This is a genomic window from Paenibacillus sp. J22R160, assembly GCF_059692135.1.
Genome location: NZ_JCAUAU010000008.1, coordinates 89,764 through 109,196, shown reverse-complemented (window position 1 = coordinate 109,196; position 19,433 = coordinate 89,764). Strand labels below are relative to the sequence as shown.

Sequence of the window (19,433 nt, the reverse complement as noted above, 5' to 3'; positions counted from 1 at the left end):
TGTCCAAATGGTTCGTTTTTTGATACAATAACTGAAAATTCATTCGAATAAGGGGACTAATATGGAATACATTAGCACACGTGGAAAAGTAGAACCCCTCGGTTTTATCGATGCCATCCTGATGGGATTGGCGAACGACGGCGGTTTGCTTGTTCCCAAAACGATCCCGCAACTATCCGCAGACACGCTCCAGAAGTGGCAAAAACTCTCCTACCCGGAGCTGGCTCTTGAAATTTTCTCCCTATTTATTGAAAATGAAATCCCGCGCGCTGAGCTGAAGCAGCTCGTTGACGACAGCTACGGCACGTTCCGCGATGAAGCAGTAACGCCCGTCAAACGACTGAACGATGGCACTTATGTGCTGGAATTGTTCCACGGTCCTACATTTGCTTTCAAAGACATCGCGCTGCAATTCCTGGGCAATCTGTATGGGTACGTTTCCCGCAAGACGAACTCGATCATTCACATTCTCGGCGCAACCTCCGGTGACACTGGCGCTTCCGCCATTGAGGGTGTGCGCGGCAAAGAAGGCATCCGCATCTGTATCCTTCACCCTCACCAGAAGGTGAGCCGTGTGCAAGAGCTGCAAATGACAACGGTTGATAGCGAAAATGTGCTGAATCTGTCCGTTGAAGGCACTTTCGATGACTGCCAACGCATCATCAAAGAGCTGTTCGCTGACGTTGAGTTCAAACATCGCTATCACTTGCGTGCGATTAACTCCATCAACATTGCTCGTATTTTGGCGCAAACGGTCTATTACTTTTATGCTTACTTTCAAGTTACAGCTGGCGATGCAGGAGCTAAAGTTAACTTTAGCGTGCCAACTGGCAACTTTGGCGATATTTTCGCTGGTTATCTCGCTCAGAAGATGGGCCTTCCTGTTCATAAGCTCATTCTTGCGACGAACGAGAACAACATCCTTGAGCGCTTCGTGAAGGAAGGCGTGTACCAGCCGGGAGCTTTCCGCGGTACGCACAGCCCTTCCATGGACATTCAAGTAGCCAGCAACTTCGAGCGCTACCTGTTCTATCTCTACGGCGAAGATGCCGAGGCAGTGACCTCGCTGATGGCGCAGTTCAAAGCCGAAGGCCGCATTGTTATTCCTGCTGACAAGTTGCAAGCCGTGCAAGCCGATTTCGCCGCGTACGGTGTACAGAACGAGGAATGTTTGGATACAATCAGCTCCTATTACAAGGAGTATGGCTATCTGCTTGATCCGCATACAGCGTGCGGCGTAGCTGCTGCCGACCACATCGCTGCTGACGGCGAAGTGACCGTTGCGCTCTCCACCGCTCATCCGGCGAAATTCGATGAGTCCATCCGTCTGCGCGGTATTGAGCAAACCTACCCGCAGCAAATTCAAGCTCTATTCGACAAACCGCAGTTCCAGACGGTGGTTGGCGGTTCGAATGATGAGATCAAAGATCAGCTCGTGAAGTTCTTCTAAATCAAAGGGACTGTCTCTGAAAGTCTGAAATGACCTTCGGAGCAGTCCCTTTTTCTCGTCTACTTAAACTTTTGCGGAAATTGCTTAATAATGCCATCGGTCAGCGCATCGGACATCATCATAAGATGATCAGCGCCTTTATCGAACCACATGATATCGGCATCCCAGTCCTTAGCCAGCATTGCTTTCACATCTTCCGTCAACATTTGCAAATGAACGTACATCAAATCCTGTACCAACGGCTTCGTCCAGTTCGGATTAGCTTTGCTTAAAAATGTGGCAATATCGTCGGCGTTGCGGTACCAGTCCTTATTGTTTTTCTCAAGCTCGGCTGCATTCCCGCTTTTCGCCGCGTCCACCACCTTGCCAGCGATCACAATGTGCTCCGTCAGCAGCTCACCCAGCTGGTTCCCGGCAGCCTCCCCGTAGAATGGCTTAATTGCATTCCCAATATCCTTCTGATTTCTTAACAGCCTAGCTAGTATTTTATCTTTATTTTCTAGACCGGCAAGAGTGCTTACCACATAATTGCGTGTCCAAATCGCATGATCCATCCATAGCCTTCTTAAATCACCCTTCAACTGCACCATCGATTGCGTATACATCATCGGCTTAGCGGCCACTGTGCGGTCGTCCATATGAGCTTCTGCCCGAAGTGGAGCCGTACTGAACGCAATAGATAGAGACAACAGCGTTAACTTGATCAACTTGCCTTTCATAGGTAGATTCCCCTTTTCATATAAATTGGAAACAGCTCGTTATATTGTGTACTCTGGAGTCGTTTTCATTCATAAAAGAGGGAGGAAGCCCCGGCAAGATGGCACCATGCACGAAATCTGCTAGGCAAAATCAGTCTTCAGACCGATAGGCTCCTCCACCTAAGCAGGAGGACATGTTTCTGGTACCGTGATATGCTAGATGCAATGATTAAACGAATAGGAGTGAGTATAGTGAATATGAATCGCAGCGCGTTTCTCGGCCCGATCTTGATTCTTTTAGGCATCTTCATGTTTCTAAAAGGGGAAATCACGTTCAGTACGGGCACCATTTTTGAATATTTTTGGCCAACCTTATTCGTCATCCCAGTGGGTGTGTTCTTTCATTGGTTGTACTTCTTCATCCTGCAGCGCAGGGGCGTAGGAGTTCTAGTACCCGGCGGCATTCTGCTAACGGCAGGCGTCATTTGCCAAGTTTCCATGCTGTTCGACATTTGGCATCTCATGTGGCCTGGCTTTATGCTGGCCGTCGCCGTCGGTTTGTTCGAGCTCTATTGGTTCGGAGGCCGCAATAAATGGCTGCTGATTCCGATCAACATTTTGACCGTGATGTCCCTCTTGTTCTTTGCGATATTCTCTATCGGATCGCTCTTCTCCGGCATTTTCCACAATCAGCCTATCTTCGCCATCGTGCTCATTGGTGCCGGCTTGGTCTTGATGTTTATGCGCAGCGGTCGGGAGACTAGCAAGTATTAACGTGAAAGAGCGTCGGGAATCTTCCTGACGCTCTTTTCCGTATACTTAGGGGAACTGGAGTCCTCTATCTGGAGAAAAAAGAGCTATTTCCATTCTGAGTGGAACTAGAGGGTCTTATATGTCTCCCGTGGCACGTTTTTCGAATGGAATTCATGAAATAACGGAATGCAGTTCCCCTTGCATATGAAACTTGTACCCATTCAGGGAAATAGCGGACTCTAGTTCCTCCCAAGCATTTCTGCTCACAACAAAAAACCCTCCAAACCACGAATGTGGTAAGGAAGGTTCTTTTATTATTGGGCAACCAAGTTATCCTCTGTGGATTTCTTGATCTGTTTGCTTCGTAATTGTCCACAAGCGGCATCAATGTCCGTTCCGTGCTCAAGACGAACGCTACAGGAAATGCCCTGCTTTTTTAACGTGTCATAGAAGGCCCGCACAGACTCCCTCTCGCTCCGTTGGTACTGGCTATGCTCATCTACTGGATTGTACGGAATGAGATTCACATTGGCGAGCTGGCGGATGTGCTGTATCAGCTCTGCAAGCTGGATAGCATGCTCCTTGCCGTCGTTCACGTCCTTGAGCAAAATATACTCAATTGTAATTCTCCGGTTCGTTTTCTCCAAATAGTACTCAATCGAACTCATCAGCTTCTCAATTGGAATTGCTTTGTTAATCTTCATAATCCGCGTTCGAAGCTCGTTCGTCGGGGCATGTAAGGAAATTGCGAGGTTCGTCTTCAAATCGGAATCCGCGAACTCTCTGATTTTATCAGCAAGACCACTTGTGGAAACGGTGATATGTCTAGCCGCAATATCAAGACCTTTCTGATCCTTCACGACGCGAATGAAATCCACCATGTTCTTGAAATTATCGAAAGGCTCGCCAATCCCCATCACAACAATATGGCTAACGTGCTCGTTCGCGCACTTGCTGTCCAGATGAAGCTGAACCTTCATAATTTGTTCCACGATTTCTGCGCTCGTAAGGTCACGGCTCTTAGCCAGCAGACCGCTTGCACAGAAGCTGCATCCGATATTGCACCCAACCTGTGTCGTTACGCACACGGATAGCCCGTATTTATGACGCATCAGCACGGTTTCAATCAGGTTGCCGTCCATCAATTTAAACAGGAATTTAATCGTTCCGTCCGCTGACTCTTGTTTTAAATGCTCCGTCAAGGTTTGGATAGCAAAATGTTCTTCCAATACCTGTAGGCAGTCTTGTTTAACATCCGTCATCTCCGAGAAGGCAGTTACCCGCTTCCGGTACAGCCAATCCCATACAAGTAAAGCCCGCGACTTTTTGAATCCTTTTTCAGCGAGCCAAGCAACTAATTGATCAAACGTTAATCCATAAATGGACCCTTTATTCATGCTTTATCCTCTTTTCAAGACTTTCACTTACAGTCCAAATTCTACGAAACAGCCGAAGCCTACCATCTAGTTATTATTGTGCCAAAAAACGTGCATGAACACAAGAGGAGTGAGCTTCCAGTCGTTCATGAAACATTTATAAAATAAATCGAACATACGTTCTTTATTTTTGCAGCGTTTTATGGTAATAATAAGAGGTAAGGTTTTTTAGCAATGATTCTACTCAAATTTAACCCAAGGAGCTGAAGGATGATGACAGTACGCTTAGATCCTTATTTAGTCATGGAAGGTAATGCTAAGGAAGCCATTCAATTCTATGAAAAGGCATTAGGTGCTGAGCAAGTTTTCGTACAAACGTTTGGCGAAATGCCCGCAAATCCTGAATTCCCGCTCCCTACAGAGGCAAATGAGCTTATTGGGCATGCGATGCTGATGGTTGGCGAAACGCGCCTGATGCTGTCCGACGCATTCCCTGGACAACCAGTTCAGAAGGGTGAAAATGTTACCATTTGTATTTCAATCAAAGATGCTGAGAAATCCAAAGCGATCTACCATGCACTGGAAGATGGCGGACGCGTCATCATGCCCCTGTCTGAGACCCACTTCAGCCCTGCTTATGGTCAAGTCGTCGATAAGTTTGGCGTGAGCTTCCACATTTTCACAGACCAACCAACGAACAACTAAGATCTAATTGGCAAGCCAAAAAGCCTTCATTCCATATCTACCGCTGGATTGAAGGCTTTTTTTATGTAAAACCCATAACATGCTTATCGAACGATCTTCTCGAGGATTTTCATAGGAGGGGCCGCTATCTCTTCGGCTACAGGTACTTGTACAGGTGCAGGTGTTGGCGCTGGCGTTGGTGTTGGCTGCTCATGAAACATTTGGCTTGCATACATCTTCTTAATTTGACCATAAAAGGTTGTTGATCGTATGTAGGCAATAACTCTACAAATCATCTGCATTTGCATGGTATCCTCAATCCCGGAAGAGATGTTGAAAAGTGTATTCAAACTGCCAATGGCTTGATCCCTAGTGATGATCCCACTTTCCAAATCCCTCACAACCCGCTCCATTTCACTTTTTACGAACCAAACTGCTCTGCTCTTCATATTCTTATCTATCAACCACTGCACCTCCTAGATGTATGTACTAAAATAGTACAACACCCTGCTTGGAATAGCTGTCGAAGTGAGGGGAGCAAGATTATAGTATTTTTCGGGAATGCCACGGAATATTGTCGTCTTTTGTTAGGAAAAATTTGTAAACATGGGCCTTCCCTGAATTTTTCTCAGAAATTGCATGGTTCGCTCGTTGTTTGACAATTCAAAGACCTGCTCAGGACTACCTCTTTCCAAGATGACCCCTTGGTCCATAAACACGACTTGATCAGCCACCTCTTTGGCAAACGCCATTTCATGTGTGACAACGACCATCGTCATGCCTTCGGCCGACAGGTCCTTCATGACCTTGAGAACCTCGCCAACAAGCTCAGGGTCCAGCGCCGAGGTCGGCTCATCGAATAATAGAACCTCTGGATGCAGGGCCATTGCCCGCGCAATACCCACGCGCTGCTGCTGCCCGCCGGAAAGCTCATGAGGGTAACTGTCAGCACGATCCCGCAGACCTACCTTGTCCAGCAGCTGCAAAGACAAGTTCCGAGCATCGGATTTGGAACGCTTTTGAACAATCACTTGTCCCTCCATCACATTTCCTAATGCCGTCAAATGAGGAAATAGATTATAGTTCTGAAAGACCATCCCCGTTTGTTTGCGTATCGACATTAGAGCGGAGTAATTCACCTTAAGCTTGTCCATAAAAGAGAGGCTCGTACCCGCGAGTGTTAGCCTGCCTTGATTCGGAATTTCCAGCAGATTTAGACAGCGAAGCAGCGTCGTTTTGCCTGACCCGGAGGGCCCAATAATGACGGTCGTCGTGCCCTTTTGAACGGACAAATCGATCCCTTTCAGAACTTCCACGCCTTGAAAATGCTTATGAAGCTGTTCGATCTCGATCTGAATCATGTTGAAGCCCTCCTTTACGTTGCTACGCTGCGTTCATACCGTCTTTCCAGCCTGTTCTGGAAATAAGAAAGAACCGTGCTGAAGATCAAGTAAACAGCGGCTACCTCCATGTACAGCCAGAGAGGCTCATAGGTCACCGCGGCGATCTGCTGCCCTTTTTGAAACATCTCTGTCACCGTAATCGTCGCAGCAAGTGATGTATCTTTCGTGAGGCTGATGAAAGAGTTACCAAGCGGCGGAATGGCTACGCGAACCGCCTGCGGAAGGATGATGCGCCGCATCGCCTGCCACTTGGTCATGCCTATGGAATAGGCGGCCTCCCTTTGGCCTTTCGGGATAGACAAGATCGCTGCGCGAATAATTTCCGAGCTGTAGGCACCCTTATTTAAGGTGAAACCAATAATAGCCGTCGGGAATGGATCCAGCGTGATCCCCAGACTCGGAAAGCCATAGAACAGAATGAATAGCTGAACAAGCAGCGGCGTGCCGCGGAATACCCAAACATAGAATTTTGCGATGAGCACCAAAAGTTTAAAATCGGACAAGCGAGCTAACGCCGTGAGAAAAGCCAGAATCAGTCCTAATGTGAACGTAATTAAGGTTAAGGGAATCGTGAAGACCAAGCCTGCTTTTACAATCGGAAAAAAGGAATCACTAAGGATTCCTATAATTCGTTCCATGCGATCTGTTGTCATAGGCCGTTTTCCTTACTTCGATACATCAGAATTGAACCATTTCTGCGATATCTTCAGATACGTTCCGTCGGACTTCATATCGGCTAGAGCCTTATTCACTTTATCCAGCAGCTCGGTGCTCCCCTTACGTAAAAGAAAAGCGTTACTGGTGGCTTCTGGCTCCTCGTAGACGGTTTTGATCGGCAGGTCTGGGCGCTGCTTCTTCAAATCCAAAAAAGACAGGCTATCGTTGATCGTTGCGTCAATACGGCCAGAAGTGACCAAATCGATCGCTTGGTTGAAGCCCTCCACTACTGTATTAACGGCGCCATGATCTTCCGCTATTTTCCGATAATTACTATCAAGGGATTGGCCTACCTTCTTCCCCTTCAGGTCATCCAGAGATTTGATATCCGCGTTGTTCGCCCCAACAACAAGAACTGCCCTAGATACGATGTATGGCGTAGACATATCGTACTTCTCCAAGCGGTCTGGACGTATAGCCACTTCGTTGGCGACCATGTCGTAGCGTTTCGCGTCGAGACCGGCAATCATCCCATCCCACTTGGTTTCTACGAAACGCGGAGTGAGACCAGCCCGTTTGGCCACTTCCTGGGCAATCTCTACATCAAAGCCCGTTAAAGTCCCGCTCTTATCATGAAACGTGAAAGGCGCATACGTTCCTTCGGTCCCAATGGTTATTTCAGCTGCCGGCTTAGCCGTCGGAGCACTGCTGCTCTCGCCCGCCTTCTGCCCCTCTTTGGCGCCACAGCCCGCGAGCGCTAGCACCGCAGTTAGCGCGAAGGTTATTCGGATTATCTTCTTCAATGTGCAACCTCCCGTAAACAAACCATTTTTGCTTGTACGAGAGGTATTATTCCCAAACAATCCAATTTTAAGAGTCCAACTAGCTGAACATTTGCTTCACTAATTCCCGATTACGTTTTTTGAAAACTTCATTATGGGAAGAAACCATAGCATACTTGTAGGCGCCTGGCTGTATGTATTGTTTCGCTTTATTTACAGCATTCGCCGCATCATGGAAAGCGCCCGCGATCAGATGGACTTTCCCCTCATGATTGAGAATATCTCCGGCTGCGTAGATGCCCTCGATGGAAGATTCACTCGCCGCGCTGCCTTTAATATAATAGTCGTCTACGATTTCTATCTTCACTTCACTATTTTGAAGCAACGTCGTATCCCGCTCGTAGCCGTGATTAATGATGACTTCATCGATTTTTAAGTACGAAACTTCTCCCGTTTCGTGGTTCTCCAACTGAACATGTTCGATCATCTCGTGATTTGCACCAGCAATTAATTTGGAAATGGATGAATTACAGATACATTCCACTGAACTTTCTAGAAGCTGCTTTACTTGAGCCTCATGACCGGAGAGCGCGTCTTTGCGATACGTTAAATAAACCTTGCCAGCCACTGGCTCCAACTCATTAGCCCAGTCAACGGCTGAGTTGCCACCGCCAGAGATGACGACAGTTTTACCCTTGAAGCGCTCCAGGGACTTCACGGTGTAGTTCAAATTAGACACCTCGTACCGTTCCGCGCCTTCGATTTCTAGTCTTTTGGGATTGAGAATACCCCCGCCTACCGCGACAATGACTGTTTTCGACATATGCTTTCCGCCAGACGCCGTGAGTAGTTCGAAGATCCCCTCTTCATTGCGCCTGATCGAGTCAACCTTTTCACTTAATACAACCTTTGGTGAGAACGTTAATCCCTGTTCGACAAGTTTCTCTATCAGCTTTGCGCCAGGCAGCGGCGTATGACCGCCAACGTCCCAGATCATCTTTTCCGGATAGACATGCACCTTGCCGCCCAACTGTGGCTGATACTCAATAATCTTTGTTTTCATTTCTCTCAAACCGCTGTAGAAAGCAGAGTAAAGCCCTGCCGGGCCTCCTCCGATGATCGTTACGTCATACAATTCCTGATTTCCCATATACGTTCACTCCTCCTCACTCACGTGAAATTGATTATCATTATCAATTAACTATACGGTTAATTTTTTCTTTTGACAACAAAAAAAACATTGACAACCTCATGTTGTTACCGTAAAGTATGTTTAGTCATACTGATAATGATTATCAATATCGATGACATCGTGGAGGTGTATCATGTTTCGCCTGTATATAGATGAACTCAACATTGGTTATGGAGAACGTTCAATTGTCAAAAACCTTAGTGCCGCCATCCCCGACAAGAAAATTACGACCATTATCGGCGCTAACGGCTGCGGTAAATCGACCCTTTTGAAAGCGACAACACGGATTATTCCTCACCAATCCGGACGTATCGTTCTGGATGGGGCTCTCATCTCGAAAGAAAACACCAAAGTTCTCGCCAAAAAGATGGCGATCCTCCCACAGACGCCTGAAAGCGCCAGCGGATTGACCGTTGGTGAATTGGTATCTTACGGCCGCTTCCCTTATCAAACCGGCTTCGGCCGATTGACGAAAAAGGACTATGACGCTATTGACTGGGCTCTCGAAGTGACAGGCACCCAAGATTTCAAATACAGACCTGTCGATTCCCTATCGGGCGGTCAACGGCAGCGCGTTTGGATTGCAATGGCTATCGCACAGGAAACCGACATTATATTCCTCGATGAGCCAACGACCTATTTGGATTTGGCCCATCAGCTAGAGGTGCTGGAGCTGTTGCAAAGATTAAATCGAGAACAAGGCCGAACGATTGTCATGGTGTTGCACGATTTGAACCAAGCCGCTCGATTCGCTGACTACATCATCGCTCTGAAGGATGGCGAAATCGTCAAAGCCGGCGATTGCGAAGAAGTGATGCAGCCTGAAGTTCTCAAGCAAGTTTTCCACATTGATGCGGAGATCGGAAGAGATCCTCGAACTCATAAACCTATGTGCATTACCTACAATTTATTAAAGGGAGACTACTCTAGTGAAAAAACTACTGATTCCATTCCTGCTCTTCATCCTAGTACTAGCTACTAGCGCGTGCGGATCTGCTGCTCCAAAAAAAGAAGAAGCCGCTGCGACGCCGGCTACAACTGCTGCGGCTGGGTCCAAAACAATCACTTACCAGTCCGAGAACGGACCCGTTGAAGTACCTGCCAACCCACAACGTGTCATTGTCCTTTCTGCTTTTGCAGGAAACGTAATGGCGTTAAATGTGAAGCTTGTCGGAGTGGAGTCATGGTCCAAAGCCAACCCCAACTTTGACAAAACCTTAAAAGATGTGCAGGAGGTTTCGGATGAAAATCTAGAAAAAATTATTGAATTAAAACCTGATCTCATTATCGGTCTATCCAATATTAAAAATATTGATAAGCTTAAACAGATCGCTCCTACCGTTACATATACATACGGAAAAGTTGATTATCTCACCCAACATATCGAAATCGGTAAGCTTTTGAACAAGGAAAAAGAAGCGAAAGCATGGGTTGACGACTTCAAGAAACGTGCGCAAAAAGCAGGTACAGACATTAAAGCCAAAATCGGCGCGGATAGAACCATTTCCGTCATCGAGAGCTTTGACAAACAGCTTTACGTTTATGGCGACAACTGGGGTCGTGGAACCGAAATTCTATATCAAGAAATGAAATTGGCAATGCCTCCAAAAGTGAAGGAAATGGCTTTGAAAGAAGGCTATTATGCCTTGTCTACAGAAGTTCTGCCGCAATTTATGGGCGATTACGTGATTTTCAGTAAAAACCCGGATGCCGACAACTCTTTCCAACAAACAGCGACCTATAAGAATACAACAGCTGCAAAAAACGGTCACGTTTATGAAGCTAATGCCAAGATCTTCTACTTTAATGATCCATTAACACTCAATTACCAACTAGATTTCTTCATCAAAAATTTGCTTAAATAACATCACGGAGGAGCTTTCTCGGATGAAGTATTCCATTTCATTTGGTTATAAATTTGCCCTTGGGCTCCTTGTGTTTGTGGGAATGTTTGTTGTTGCTATGGTGTTTGGGGCAGCAGATGCTACTCTCTCGGATGTCTGGCTGGCACTAACTTCACACACTACAAGTGATGCGATTACGATCATCCGTGAAATTCGATTACCCCGCGAAATCGCGGGGATTTTCGTTGGAGCGGCTTTAGGCGTCTCAGGCGCCATTATGCAAGGGATTACACGAAATCCTCTTGCAGACCCCGGCTTGCTGGGCCTTACTGCAGGAGCCAACGCAGCACTCGCCCTAACTATTGCTTTATTCCCGTCAACAAGCTACTTGGGCATCATGCTCGCTTGCTTCATTGGAGCAGCCATTGGGGCGCTCCTTGTTTTCGGTATCGGGGCGATGAAAAAAGGCGGGTTCTCGCCCATTCGCATCGTGCTCGCCGGAGCCGCTGTCTCGGCTTTTTTATACGCCGTTTCCGACGGTCTCGGCCTCTATTTCAAAATTTCAAAAGATGTCACTATGTGGACAGCAGGCGGATTGATCGGCGCGTCATGGGACCAGCTGAAAGTGATCGTGCCCTTTATCGTGGTGGGATCGTTGGTAGCCCTCCTGCTCTCCAGGCAGCTTACTATACTTAGCTTAAGCGAAGAGGTTGCTGTCGGTTTAGGGCAGAAAACGGCGCAAATCAAAACCATTCTCTTCATCATCATTATTCTACTTGCAGGTGCTTCCGTTGCCCTTGTCGGCAATATGGCTTTCATTGGTCTCATGATACCACACGTCGTGCGTGCCATCGTTGGCACCGATTATAGGTTCATCATTCCTATGTCCGCAGTCGCTGGCGGTACGTTCATGCTGCTCGCAGATACACTCGGGCGTACCATGAATGCGCCGTATGAAACGCCTGTGGTGGCCATTGTCGCGATGCTGGGCTTACCTTTCTTCCTGTTTATCGTACGCAAAGGGGGCAAGGCTTTCCCATGATTCATCCGTCTATTCTTAGAAAACAACGCCTTCTCTTAGTTGGAGCTCTAGCTCTTATCGTCGTTACGATTGTGATCGGAATGGGACTAGGCTACTCCTCATTGTCCTATAACCGGCTGCTCCCTACCCTGTTTGGACATGGGACTTTCAAAGAAGAATTTGTGTTGTTTTCAATTCGATTACCTCGCATTCTGATTACCTTATTAGCTGGCATGGCACTTGCCCTATCCGGCGCGATTCTGCAAGGCGTTACACGTAATGATTTAGCTGACCCCGGCATTATTGGGATTAACTCAGGTGCGGGTGTCGCTGTTGCCGTCTTCTTTCTCTTTTTCCCGGTAAAAGCAGGCTCCTTCGTGTATTTTCTTCCGCTAGTCGCTTTCCTTGGGGCTTTGGTGACGGCTGCCTGCATATACTTGCTTTCTTATAGTCGAAAAGAAGGACTTCAGCCCGTCCGATTAGTGTTAATGGGGATTGGCTTCTCAATGGCCTTATCCGGCATCATGATTGTCGTGATCTCGTCAGCAGAACGCTCGAAGGTGGACTTTATCGCCAAATGGTTGGCAGGCAACATCTGGGGGACCGATTGGCCGTTTATCTGGGCGCTTCTGCCGTGGCTTGTCGTACTCATCCCGTTCACCTTGTACAAAGCCAACCGGTTAAATCTGCTTGGGCTTAACGAGCCTGTCGCCATCGGTGTTGGTGTATCGGTGGAAAAAGAGCGTATTCTCCTGCTTCTCGCCTCCGTCGCTCTTGCCGCTTCAGCCGTTTCCGTCACGGGAGGCATCAGCTTTATTGGGCTTATGGCTCCGCATATCGCGAAAGCTTTGGTTGGGCCTAGGAATCAACTGTTCATTCCTGTCGCTATTCTTATCGGCGGATGGCTGCTGCTTCTGGCTGACACGGTCGGGCGCAATCTGCTCGACCCCGATGGGATTGCGGCCGGTATCATGGTGGCCCTGATCGGTGCGCCGTATTTCATGTATTTACTATTGAAAAAAGCTTGAGGAAAGACAGCTGGTTGTTCTCGGCCCGGCATGCAAAAAAAGCTATCCCCCCGATTTTTTGGGGGAATAGCTTTTTTTAATATTATCAATAATAGCTGCTGTTATTTACAGTATATGCTTAATTTAGCATTACTAGGGGGATTTCTTTTTCCATCCATTCCTCCAAAGCTCAATTCGTACCGTTCCCTCGGAACTGAGCACAGAGTCGATGAATGACTTGTACTTAACGCCGATTCCTCCCGCTATTTTCAGCAATTGACCCACTTTTGGTTAAGTAACTGCAGTTTCTACCGCTAATTCCGCCAGATCTAGCAAATTTCGTCTAGTTACTCGCGATTTAGATGGAGCTTCTACCGCTATTTCAATCCCTGCCACCGAGCAGCGCAGATTAACGGTAGTTTTTCCATTTAATACACCGTAATTGAAAGCTTTACCTCCGTCTAATAATCGCACGGTCGATTCCCCTCAATTAGCAATTTGACTCCACACCGGATACTCGTCCAAGTACCCATACTGGTGCAGCTCTGTTAATGCCCTACGGATGCTGCTCTCATCCTCTCCTGATTCGCTGGACAGATCCAACAGGTCAGTTAAGTCAATATGAGGATGTTCTTTGCAAAAAGCGAGCAAGCCTTTGGCTGCCCAAGATAACCGATCGTCCTGGAAATCACCGACCAACCGGCGAAACATTTTCTGGGAAATAATTTTCATCTCGACGAGATTCTGTAACGCTTTCGTTGCCTGCTTCAGATTCATCCGACCAAGCTTTGCAATGTCAACCAGCTCGGGGATGTTCGATTCTGAGGAAAAGCATTTTAACACGATAACGGTCATTTGCGTATATACATCCATGCCAGGATAACGAAATATATCATCAGTCAGTGTAAAATGCCTAGCTGCTTCTTTGCCCTGATTGTTATCCATTCGGGTGTCCTCCTTATCTTGAATCATGGAGTTCACCTACTCAGGCTCCCTGTCATGATCCGAGGTAGGCACTAGCTTCCCTGAGTTTTGCAGGGACTGCCGGAATATTTGTGCCAAACTAAATTTCTTCTGTTCTCCCTCAGCAATCGCTGCATGAACAGGCTGTGTAGGCTCGTCCAACTCAAACGCGGGATCGGTCTCTTCTGTTTCTGCAGGTGAGCCTACTATGTCTATATCGCGGAGCCTTTCTTTCCCGGGAAATATTTCAATTTCTGAATTTGCTGATGGTGATGCGGGTATGCGCTCTTCACGAACATATCTCGTCAGAATATCTATAATGCCTTGGCTAAAATAGCCATCCATCTTCAACTGATTCAAATAGTTGATGACCTCGGGCGGCGTATCCGATGGAATATACAAGGTTACATCCTTGCCAGAGCGAACATAGACGGTGGATCGGCGTTTTTTCAATCCTGACCGCTCCCGTTCTCGGAGACTCCTTTGGCATCTGCGCCAGCCGCGACTTCGTCCTCATGCTTCAGCGCGTGGTCCAGTATAAGGAAGGTGCCTCGCACATTCCGAAATTGGCTATGTTCGGCTGTATCAAACCGGATGGGCAAACCCAGCTCGGCATTAATTTTCTCAATCCATGGCTGCAAAACAACAGCTCCGCCGCCGATAAACCAGAACTCGTTCGCATAACGAACGTGCTTCCAAGAGCTGCGGGCGAACTTCAGCACTTTCTCCGCTAATATGCGCATGTGCTTATTGATCAGGCTCGTCATATCAAACACAACCTTGCCCTCGGCATAGATCTCATACTCTTTGTTGACGAGCATGAGCGTCAATTCGGCCGTGCTTGCAAGCAGCTCCTCACCCTGCGCATTGACCTCGTTCCGAATGCTTTCCAGCGCATCGTTGAGATAAATTTTGGCGCCAGTGGAGTGCCGTTGATCCAGATCTAGACCTGGTCGGAAGAAGGCGATATCCATATCGACGCCGCCGACATCGGCAATGCCGAAGCCCTTGTGCGACAGGTGGGATTTCGAAGTTGCTTCCAAATCATAAACGCCGGATACATCGTCTATGCTGATATCGGTTGGAAGCGAGAATTCCATTTCCACCGTGATACCTTTGAAAACAGGGGTCGTTACGAACGTGACGGAGTGAACACCTCCGGTGATTTTACGGGCAAACTCATCGCGAAATTTCGTGATTTCGCGAATCGGCAAACCTGTGCCTAGGTTCACGGCAGCTTTGATCCGCTTTTTCCCCTTTTTGATAGCGCCTTCATTCTGTTTGGCAATGGCATAGGCCGCAGCCGTCAGGAGCGTCACCATGGTTTCAGGTCTTTGGGCTTTCTTTTGCACGGCTTTATCTCCAACAATCTCATGAAGAATACCCTCATCGCCAATGGCGAGATTCCCTACATAAACATGGCGATACTGGTCGCTTTCAATGGCAGGCGATGTGATTTGTACGTCGAGGAAATCCAGGGGATCACCTTGTTCCATCAAAAGAAATCGTTCACCAAACGGTTGTGCTAGTACATTAGGGAAAATGAAGCTACAGTCCAGATGGTCATAGATGACCTTGACATGACTGCTGCCGTTATCAATGGACAGCGTGATGGTAGTGGTTAAGACTTCGTTCTTTGTCAAGTCAATTCCCCTCTCCTACCTTGATTTGAATCTATATACCTATTCGCAGTAGGAAGGAAGAATGAGTGGGTATTTGGAATATTTCGTTAATTATATCGTTCAATTGGAATAAACTTTAAAGTTTAAATTTTAAGGTTTGAACTTTAAAGTTTAGGCTTTAAACTTTAAGCTTTAAACTTCGAAATTCAAGGCTTAGCGTTTAAAGTTTAACATTTAAACGTTAGGTCCTCGTTTCCTTTTTACAGCGGGTGGAAGGTTCATCTGCTCTCTATATTTAGCCACTGTTCTGCGTGAAATGATGAGACCCTTGCTATTTAAGCGCTCAGCCAACTGTTGATCGGAGAAGGGATGGTCCCGATTCTCTCCCTTAATCGCTTCTCTAATCCTCTCCTTCATGTAAAAAGAAGAAACCGACGTCCCATCGGCCTGCTTCATCGAAGAGGAGAAAAAATATTTCAGCTCAAACATCCCCCACGGAGTCTGAATATATTTCCGGCTAACCGTACGGCTTACGGTGGATTCGTGCACTTGCAGCGCAGCAGCCACTTGCTTCATGGTCATCGGCCCAATATGCGCGGAGCCCTGCGCACAAAAATCGGGCTGAAGCTCAAACATCATGCATGCTGTTTGCAACAGCGTAGCATTTCTACGCTCGATACTGTCCATAAGCCCCCTTGCGGCCTGCCATTGCTGCTTCAAAAAACGGTAGGCATCTTGCGAAGCCTTCTGTTCCATCAGATGGAGATAGGAATCACTGAGCGTGATACCCGGGAGCGCAGCATTTTCGAGAATGACCATATATCTCCCCTCCACCAGCTTCAACTTAAGATCTGGTATCACATACTGCGGCTGTTCTCTGCTGTACTTGGCTCCAGGCTTAGGGTTGAGAGCTTTTATTTGGTCAATTGCTGCTTGGATGCGTGTGAGCTCTGTCCCGTATTTCGCCGCTAACTGTTGAAGCTTGCCAGCAGCAATATCATGCAGGTCCTGCTCGATCAGAGATATCACTAAGGGCTCTATCCCCTTCATCTGCTGCAATTGGAGGAGGAGACATTCCGCTAGGGTTGAAGCCCCCACACCATATGGTTCTAAGCTTTGGATTATACGAATAGCTTGACTGACATGCTCCAACGAGGAGCCTTGAATAGCGGTAATTTCTTCTTTCGTATAGGGAAGGTAGCCCTTTGCATCCAGGTTTCCGATGATCCATTTGCAGATAACCTTTAATGTACTGTCCAAATTCAAGCAGGCTATCTGTTCTAATAAAACCGATTCTAACGTAATGGAAGCGCTGTGATCTACATTGAGCCACCAATCATTATTAGTGCCGCTAAAACGGCGGTTTTCTTTAATATCCTTAAGCTCGATAAAAGGATTCTCATTTGCCTGCTGCTTCACCAACTCATGCAAGTCCAAGGAGGACATGTGCAGAATTACCATTGACTGCCGCATGTGTGGTGTAAGCAGCATTTTGTGATCCTGCAGGGCAGTCAGTGAAATTTCCATCTGCAAGTGCCTCCTCTCATCATGTAATCGCTTACCATTAGTATATTCGTGCTTGTACTGTAAAATCCACCATGAAAAAGGCTTCACCCTTCAAGCAGCTGGTTCTGCGTGTAGAACGACTGTGCTCAGATGAGCCCGTGGGTACCCGGCCTTAAATAGGAGAACTCCAATCCCTTATTATGATATAAATCAGAAATTTCGGGGCTTGATGGCGACTACAGGGTCTTATTTCACCCCAATCGCCTGAAAATCTGCCCATCACGGCGAAATAGCGGACCACAGTTCCTCTGCTTCGCCCAACAGCCCGTTTATCGCAAAATAGCGCTCTGTAGTTCCCCTGCCAACTGCCAGCTGCCAACTGGCAACTGCTGACGCAAAAGCGAATCCAAAAAGAACCTAGCGATGAAGCATCGCCAGGTCCTTATGTACGACTCACTGCTTACAAACCTAACACGCGCCGCTCTTCCTCCGTAAACATCCTGGAGCGCGTCAGAAAGCGCCGGCCCTCCGGGCCCTCGAGCGAAAACATCCCGCCCCGGCCGGGAACCACATCGATGATCAGCATCGTGTTTTTCCAATAATCGTACTGTGGCTTGCTCATATAAAAGGGGGCACCGCCGATATCACCCAACCAGACGTCGCTGTCACCGATCAGAAACTCCCCCTGCGCATAGCACATAGGAGAACTGCCGTCGCAGCAGCCGCCGGATTGATGAAACATAACGGGGCCATGTTTGGCTTTGACGATTTCAATCAGCTCCAGAGCGGCCTCAGTTGCAACAACCTTACTTGCCTCTGTCATCCCTGCAGCTCTCTTAGAAGAAGCCCAATGCATCAGGGCTATAGCTGACGAGCAGGTTTTTCGTTTGCTGGTAATGGGACAGCATCATTTTGTGATTCTCGCGGCCAATACCTGAAGTCTTATAACCGCCGAAAGCTGCATGGGCAGGATAAGCATGGTAGCAATTCGTCCATACGCGACCCGCCTCAATGCTCCGACCCATCCGGTAGGCTGTGTTCATATCGCGTGTCCAAACACCTGCTCCAAGACCATAGAGCGTGTCGTTGGCAATAGCCAGTGCCTCTTCTTGGTTCTTGAACGTCGTTACCGCAAGCACAGGTCCGAAAATTTCCTCTTGGAAAATTCTCATCTTGTTATTCCCTTTCAGCACGGTTGGCTGAATGTAGTAGCCTTCGGAAAGCTCCCCTTCTACTTTCGCCCTGTCGCCGCCAATCAGACACTCCGCGCCTTCCTGCGAGCCTATGTTGATGTAGCTCATAATTTTCTCAACTTGCTCGGTTGAAGCCTGCGCCCCAATCATAGTAGTTGTATCAAGAGGATTGCCTTGCGTAATGGAAGCAACCCGCTTCAGGGCTCTCTCCATAAATTGATCGTAAATCGATTCCTGAATCAATGCGCGTGATGGGCTCGTGCACACTTCCCCTTGGTTAAGAGCAAACATAGCAAAACCTTCAAGCGCTTTATTGTAAAAAGCATCATCCCGCGCAAGCACATCTTCAAAGAAGATATTCGGGGACTTACCGCCCAGCTCCAAGGTAACCGGTATCAAATTCTGCGAAGCGTATTGCATAATTAAGCGGCCCGTTGTCGTTTCACCCGTAAAGGCGATCTTCGAGATCCGGCTGCTTGAGGCAAGCGGTTTGCCCGCTTCAAGTCCGAAGCCGTTAACGACATTGACGACGCCCGGCGGCAGCAGATCTTGAATGAGCTCGAGCAGCACCAGAATGGAAGCTGGCGTTTGCTCAGCGGGCTTGAGAACCACAGCATTGCCTGCCGCAAGCGCCGGAGCAAGCTTCCATGTCGCCATCAGCAGCGGGAAGTTCCACGGAATGATCTGCCCGACAACGCCGAGCGGCTCATGAAAATGGTAAGCCACCATATTGTCGTCCAATTGGCTGAGTGTGCCTTCTTGAGCGCGAATGCTCCCTGCGAAATAGCGGAAATGATCAATCGCCAGCGGCAGATCGGCCGCAAGCGTTTCACGAACGGGCTTGCCGTTATCCCAAGTCTCGGCAACAGCCAGCATTTCCAAATTAGCTTCCATTCGATCAGCAATTTTATTTAAGATAAGTGCGCGCTCGGCAACTGATGTGCGTCCCCATGCTTCTTTGGCAGCATGCGCCGCATCCAAAGCCAGCTCGATATCCTCCGAACTAGAACGTGGAATCTCGCAGAAAACACGATTATTTACAGGAGAGGGATTATCGAAGTATTGCCCCTTAACAGGCGCGACCCACTGTCCACCGATAAAGTTTTCATATCGTTTTTTGAAAGTTACTTTGGATCCGTTTTGTCCAGGTTGTTCATAAATCATTCTCGCTCAGCCTCCTTAAAATGGGATACATAACATAAATAAGCAAGAATCGTGCCAACGGACGGAATGCTGCCACTCCGGCCTTTACGAATTGTGCACGACGTTCGATGTTCCGCTT

At 47.7% G+C, this 19,433-nt stretch carries 21 protein-coding genes; 7 read left to right on the top strand and 14 right to left on the bottom strand.

Annotation, left to right across the window (positions count from 1 at the left end; translation table 11 throughout):
* Positions 1-61 precede the first annotated feature (61 nt).
* Positions 62-1,450, top strand: a complete 1,389-nt coding sequence (gene thrC, locus AC58UW_RS18675) for a threonine synthase (protein ID WP_497422118.1) — start codon at positions 62-64, stop codon at positions 1,448-1,450.
* A gap of 59 nt (positions 1,451-1,509) precedes the next feature.
* On the opposite strand, the gene AC58UW_RS18670 is transcribed toward thrC, so the two are convergent.
* Positions 1,510-2,169 (bottom strand): glycosyltransferase, encoded by a 660-nt coding sequence (locus tag AC58UW_RS18670; RefSeq protein WP_497422117.1) that lies wholly within the window; start codon positions 2,167-2,169, stop codon positions 1,510-1,512.
* Between the two features lie 237 nt (positions 2,170-2,406).
* Here AC58UW_RS18670 and AC58UW_RS18665 point away from each other — a divergent pair, with 237 nt between their 5' ends.
* A complete protein-coding gene (locus AC58UW_RS18665; RefSeq protein ID WP_497422196.1) occupies positions 2,407-2,922 on the top strand; it encodes a hypothetical protein in 516 nt (171 codons plus the stop codon).
* 293 nt (positions 2,923-3,215) lie between these two features.
* On the opposite strand, the gene rlmN is transcribed toward AC58UW_RS18665, so the two are convergent.
* Complete coding sequence (gene rlmN / locus AC58UW_RS18660) at positions 3,216-4,298, bottom strand: dual-specificity RNA methyltransferase RlmN (RefSeq protein ID WP_497422116.1); 1,083 nt, start codon at positions 4,296-4,298, stop codon at positions 3,216-3,218.
* A 252-nt stretch (positions 4,299-4,550) separates the two neighbouring features.
* Here rlmN and AC58UW_RS18655 point away from each other — a divergent pair, with 252 nt between their 5' ends.
* Positions 4,551-4,982 carry a VOC family protein gene (locus tag AC58UW_RS18655; protein ID WP_497422115.1) on the top strand — a complete coding sequence of 144 codons (432 nt, stop codon included), beginning with the start codon at positions 4,551-4,553 and terminating at the stop codon, positions 4,980-4,982.
* Positions 4,983-5,065: 83 nt separating this feature from the next.
* On the opposite strand, the gene AC58UW_RS18650 is transcribed toward AC58UW_RS18655, so the two are convergent.
* From AC58UW_RS18650 to AC58UW_RS18630, 5 genes are all read right to left on the bottom strand, one after another.
* Complete coding sequence (locus AC58UW_RS18650) at positions 5,066-5,425, bottom strand: hypothetical protein (RefSeq protein WP_497422114.1); 360 nt, start codon at positions 5,423-5,425, stop codon at positions 5,066-5,068.
* A 123-nt stretch (positions 5,426-5,548) separates the two neighbouring features.
* Positions 5,549-6,322 carry an amino acid ABC transporter ATP-binding protein gene (locus AC58UW_RS18645; RefSeq protein WP_497422113.1) on the bottom strand — a complete coding sequence of 258 codons (774 nt, stop codon included), beginning with the start codon at positions 6,320-6,322 and terminating at the stop codon, positions 5,549-5,551.
* 14 nt (positions 6,323-6,336) lie between these two features.
* Positions 6,337-7,017, bottom strand: a complete 681-nt coding sequence (locus AC58UW_RS18640) for an amino acid ABC transporter permease (RefSeq protein WP_497422112.1) — start codon at positions 7,015-7,017, stop codon at positions 6,337-6,339.
* Between the two features lie 12 nt (positions 7,018-7,029).
* Complete coding sequence (locus AC58UW_RS18635) at positions 7,030-7,824, bottom strand: amino acid ABC transporter substrate-binding protein (protein WP_497422111.1); 795 nt, start codon at positions 7,822-7,824, stop codon at positions 7,030-7,032.
* Between the two features lie 79 nt (positions 7,825-7,903).
* Complete coding sequence (locus AC58UW_RS18630) at positions 7,904-8,953, bottom strand: NAD(P)/FAD-dependent oxidoreductase (RefSeq protein ID WP_497422110.1); 1,050 nt, start codon at positions 8,951-8,953, stop codon at positions 7,904-7,906.
* 175 nt (positions 8,954-9,128) lie between these two features.
* Here AC58UW_RS18630 and AC58UW_RS18625 point away from each other — a divergent pair, with 175 nt between their 5' ends.
* Genes AC58UW_RS18625 through AC58UW_RS18610 form a run of 4 tightly spaced genes read left to right on the top strand, consistent with a single transcriptional unit; the run spans position 9,129 to position 12,888 of the window.
* Positions 9,129-9,977, top strand: a complete 849-nt coding sequence (locus AC58UW_RS18625) for an ABC transporter ATP-binding protein (protein ID WP_497422109.1) — start codon at positions 9,129-9,131, stop codon at positions 9,975-9,977.
* Complete coding sequence (locus tag AC58UW_RS18620) at positions 9,925-10,860, top strand: iron-hydroxamate ABC transporter substrate-binding protein (protein WP_497422108.1); 936 nt, start codon at positions 9,925-9,927, stop codon at positions 10,858-10,860. The genes AC58UW_RS18625 and AC58UW_RS18620 overlap by 53 nt, the downstream gene beginning before the upstream one ends.
* A gap of 22 nt (positions 10,861-10,882) precedes the next feature.
* Positions 10,883-11,881 carry a FecCD family ABC transporter permease gene (locus tag AC58UW_RS18615; RefSeq protein WP_497422107.1) on the top strand — a complete coding sequence of 333 codons (999 nt, stop codon included), beginning with the start codon at positions 10,883-10,885 and terminating at the stop codon, positions 11,879-11,881.
* Positions 11,878-12,888 (top strand): FecCD family ABC transporter permease, encoded by a 1,011-nt coding sequence (locus AC58UW_RS18610; protein ID WP_497422106.1) that lies wholly within the window; start codon positions 11,878-11,880, stop codon positions 12,886-12,888. Before AC58UW_RS18615 ends, AC58UW_RS18610 begins: the two co-directional genes overlap by 4 nt.
* Before the next feature lie 270 nt (positions 12,889-13,158).
* Here the strand turns inward: AC58UW_RS18610 and AC58UW_RS18605 are convergent, their stop codons facing one another.
* From AC58UW_RS18605 to adh, 7 genes are all read right to left on the bottom strand, one after another.
* Positions 13,159-13,341 carry a hypothetical protein gene (locus tag AC58UW_RS18605; RefSeq protein ID WP_497422105.1) on the bottom strand — a complete coding sequence of 61 codons (183 nt, stop codon included), beginning with the start codon at positions 13,339-13,341 and terminating at the stop codon, positions 13,159-13,161.
* A gap of 12 nt (positions 13,342-13,353) precedes the next feature.
* A complete protein-coding gene (locus tag AC58UW_RS18600; protein ID WP_497422104.1) occupies positions 13,354-13,812 on the bottom strand; it encodes a hypothetical protein in 459 nt (152 codons plus the stop codon).
* 36 nt (positions 13,813-13,848) lie between these two features.
* Complete coding sequence (locus tag AC58UW_RS18595; protein ID WP_497422103.1) at positions 13,849-14,283, bottom strand: hypothetical protein; 435 nt, start codon at positions 14,281-14,283, stop codon at positions 13,849-13,851.
* The gene (locus AC58UW_RS18590; protein ID WP_497422102.1) at positions 14,280-15,473 is read right to left on the bottom strand and encodes an Alp7A family actin-like protein; all 1,194 of its coding nucleotides are present in this window, start codon (positions 15,471-15,473) and stop codon (positions 14,280-14,282) included. The genes AC58UW_RS18595 and AC58UW_RS18590 overlap by 4 nt, the downstream gene beginning before the upstream one ends.
* A gap of 213 nt (positions 15,474-15,686) precedes the next feature.
* Positions 15,687-16,979 carry an RNA polymerase factor sigma-54 gene (gene rpoN, locus AC58UW_RS18585; protein ID WP_497422101.1) on the bottom strand — a complete coding sequence of 431 codons (1,293 nt, stop codon included), beginning with the start codon at positions 16,977-16,979 and terminating at the stop codon, positions 15,687-15,689.
* Positions 16,980-17,418: 439 nt separating this feature from the next.
* A complete protein-coding gene (locus AC58UW_RS18580; protein WP_497422100.1) occupies positions 17,419-17,781 on the bottom strand; it encodes a DUF779 domain-containing protein in 363 nt (120 codons plus the stop codon).
* A gap of 13 nt (positions 17,782-17,794) precedes the next feature.
* Complete coding sequence (gene adh / locus AC58UW_RS18575; protein WP_497422099.1) at positions 17,795-19,315, bottom strand: aldehyde dehydrogenase; 1,521 nt, start codon at positions 19,313-19,315, stop codon at positions 17,795-17,797.
* Positions 19,316-19,433 lie beyond the last annotated feature (118 nt).

Excerpts from the sequence above, each read along its gene's own strand:
- AC58UW_RS18655 (WP_497422115.1), top strand. The coding sequence starts at position 4,551 with ATGACAGTACGCTTAGATCCTTATTTAGTCATGGAAGGTAATGCTAAG.
- AC58UW_RS18640 (WP_497422112.1), bottom strand. The coding sequence starts at position 7,017 with ATGACAACAGATCGCATGGAACGAATTATAGGAATCCTTAGTGATTCC.
- AC58UW_RS18610 (WP_497422106.1), top strand. The coding sequence starts at position 11,878 with ATGATTCATCCGTCTATTCTTAGAAAACAACGCCTTCTCTTAGTTGGA.
- AC58UW_RS18645 (WP_497422113.1), bottom strand. The coding sequence starts at position 6,322 with ATGATTCAGATCGAGATCGAACAGCTTCATAAGCATTTTCAAGGCGTG.
- rpoN (WP_497422101.1), bottom strand. The coding sequence starts at position 16,979 with ATGGAAATTTCACTGACTGCCCTGCAGGATCACAAAATGCTGCTTACA.
- AC58UW_RS18625 (WP_497422109.1), top strand. The coding sequence starts at position 9,129 with ATGTTTCGCCTGTATATAGATGAACTCAACATTGGTTATGGAGAACGT.
- thrC (WP_497422118.1), top strand. The coding sequence starts at position 62 with ATGGAATACATTAGCACACGTGGAAAAGTAGAACCCCTCGGTTTTATC.
- AC58UW_RS18670 (WP_497422117.1), bottom strand. The coding sequence starts at position 2,169 with ATGAAAGGCAAGTTGATCAAGTTAACGCTGTTGTCTCTATCTATTGCG.
- AC58UW_RS18665 (WP_497422196.1), top strand. The coding sequence starts at position 2,407 with ATGAATCGCAGCGCGTTTCTCGGCCCGATCTTGATTCTTTTAGGCATC.
- adh (WP_497422099.1), bottom strand. The coding sequence starts at position 19,315 with ATGATTTATGAACAACCTGGACAAAACGGATCCAAAGTAACTTTCAAA.
- AC58UW_RS18630 (WP_497422110.1), bottom strand. The coding sequence starts at position 8,953 with ATGGGAAATCAGGAATTGTATGACGTAACGATCATCGGAGGAGGCCCG.
- AC58UW_RS18615 (WP_497422107.1), top strand. The coding sequence starts at position 10,883 with ATGAAGTATTCCATTTCATTTGGTTATAAATTTGCCCTTGGGCTCCTT.
- AC58UW_RS18600 (WP_497422104.1), bottom strand. The coding sequence starts at position 13,812 with ATGGATAACAATCAGGGCAAAGAAGCAGCTAGGCATTTTACACTGACT.
- rlmN (WP_497422116.1), bottom strand. The coding sequence starts at position 4,298 with ATGAATAAAGGGTCCATTTATGGATTAACGTTTGATCAATTAGTTGCT.
- AC58UW_RS18580 (WP_497422100.1), bottom strand. The coding sequence starts at position 17,781 with ATGACAGAGGCAAGTAAGGTTGTTGCAACTGAGGCCGCTCTGGAGCTG.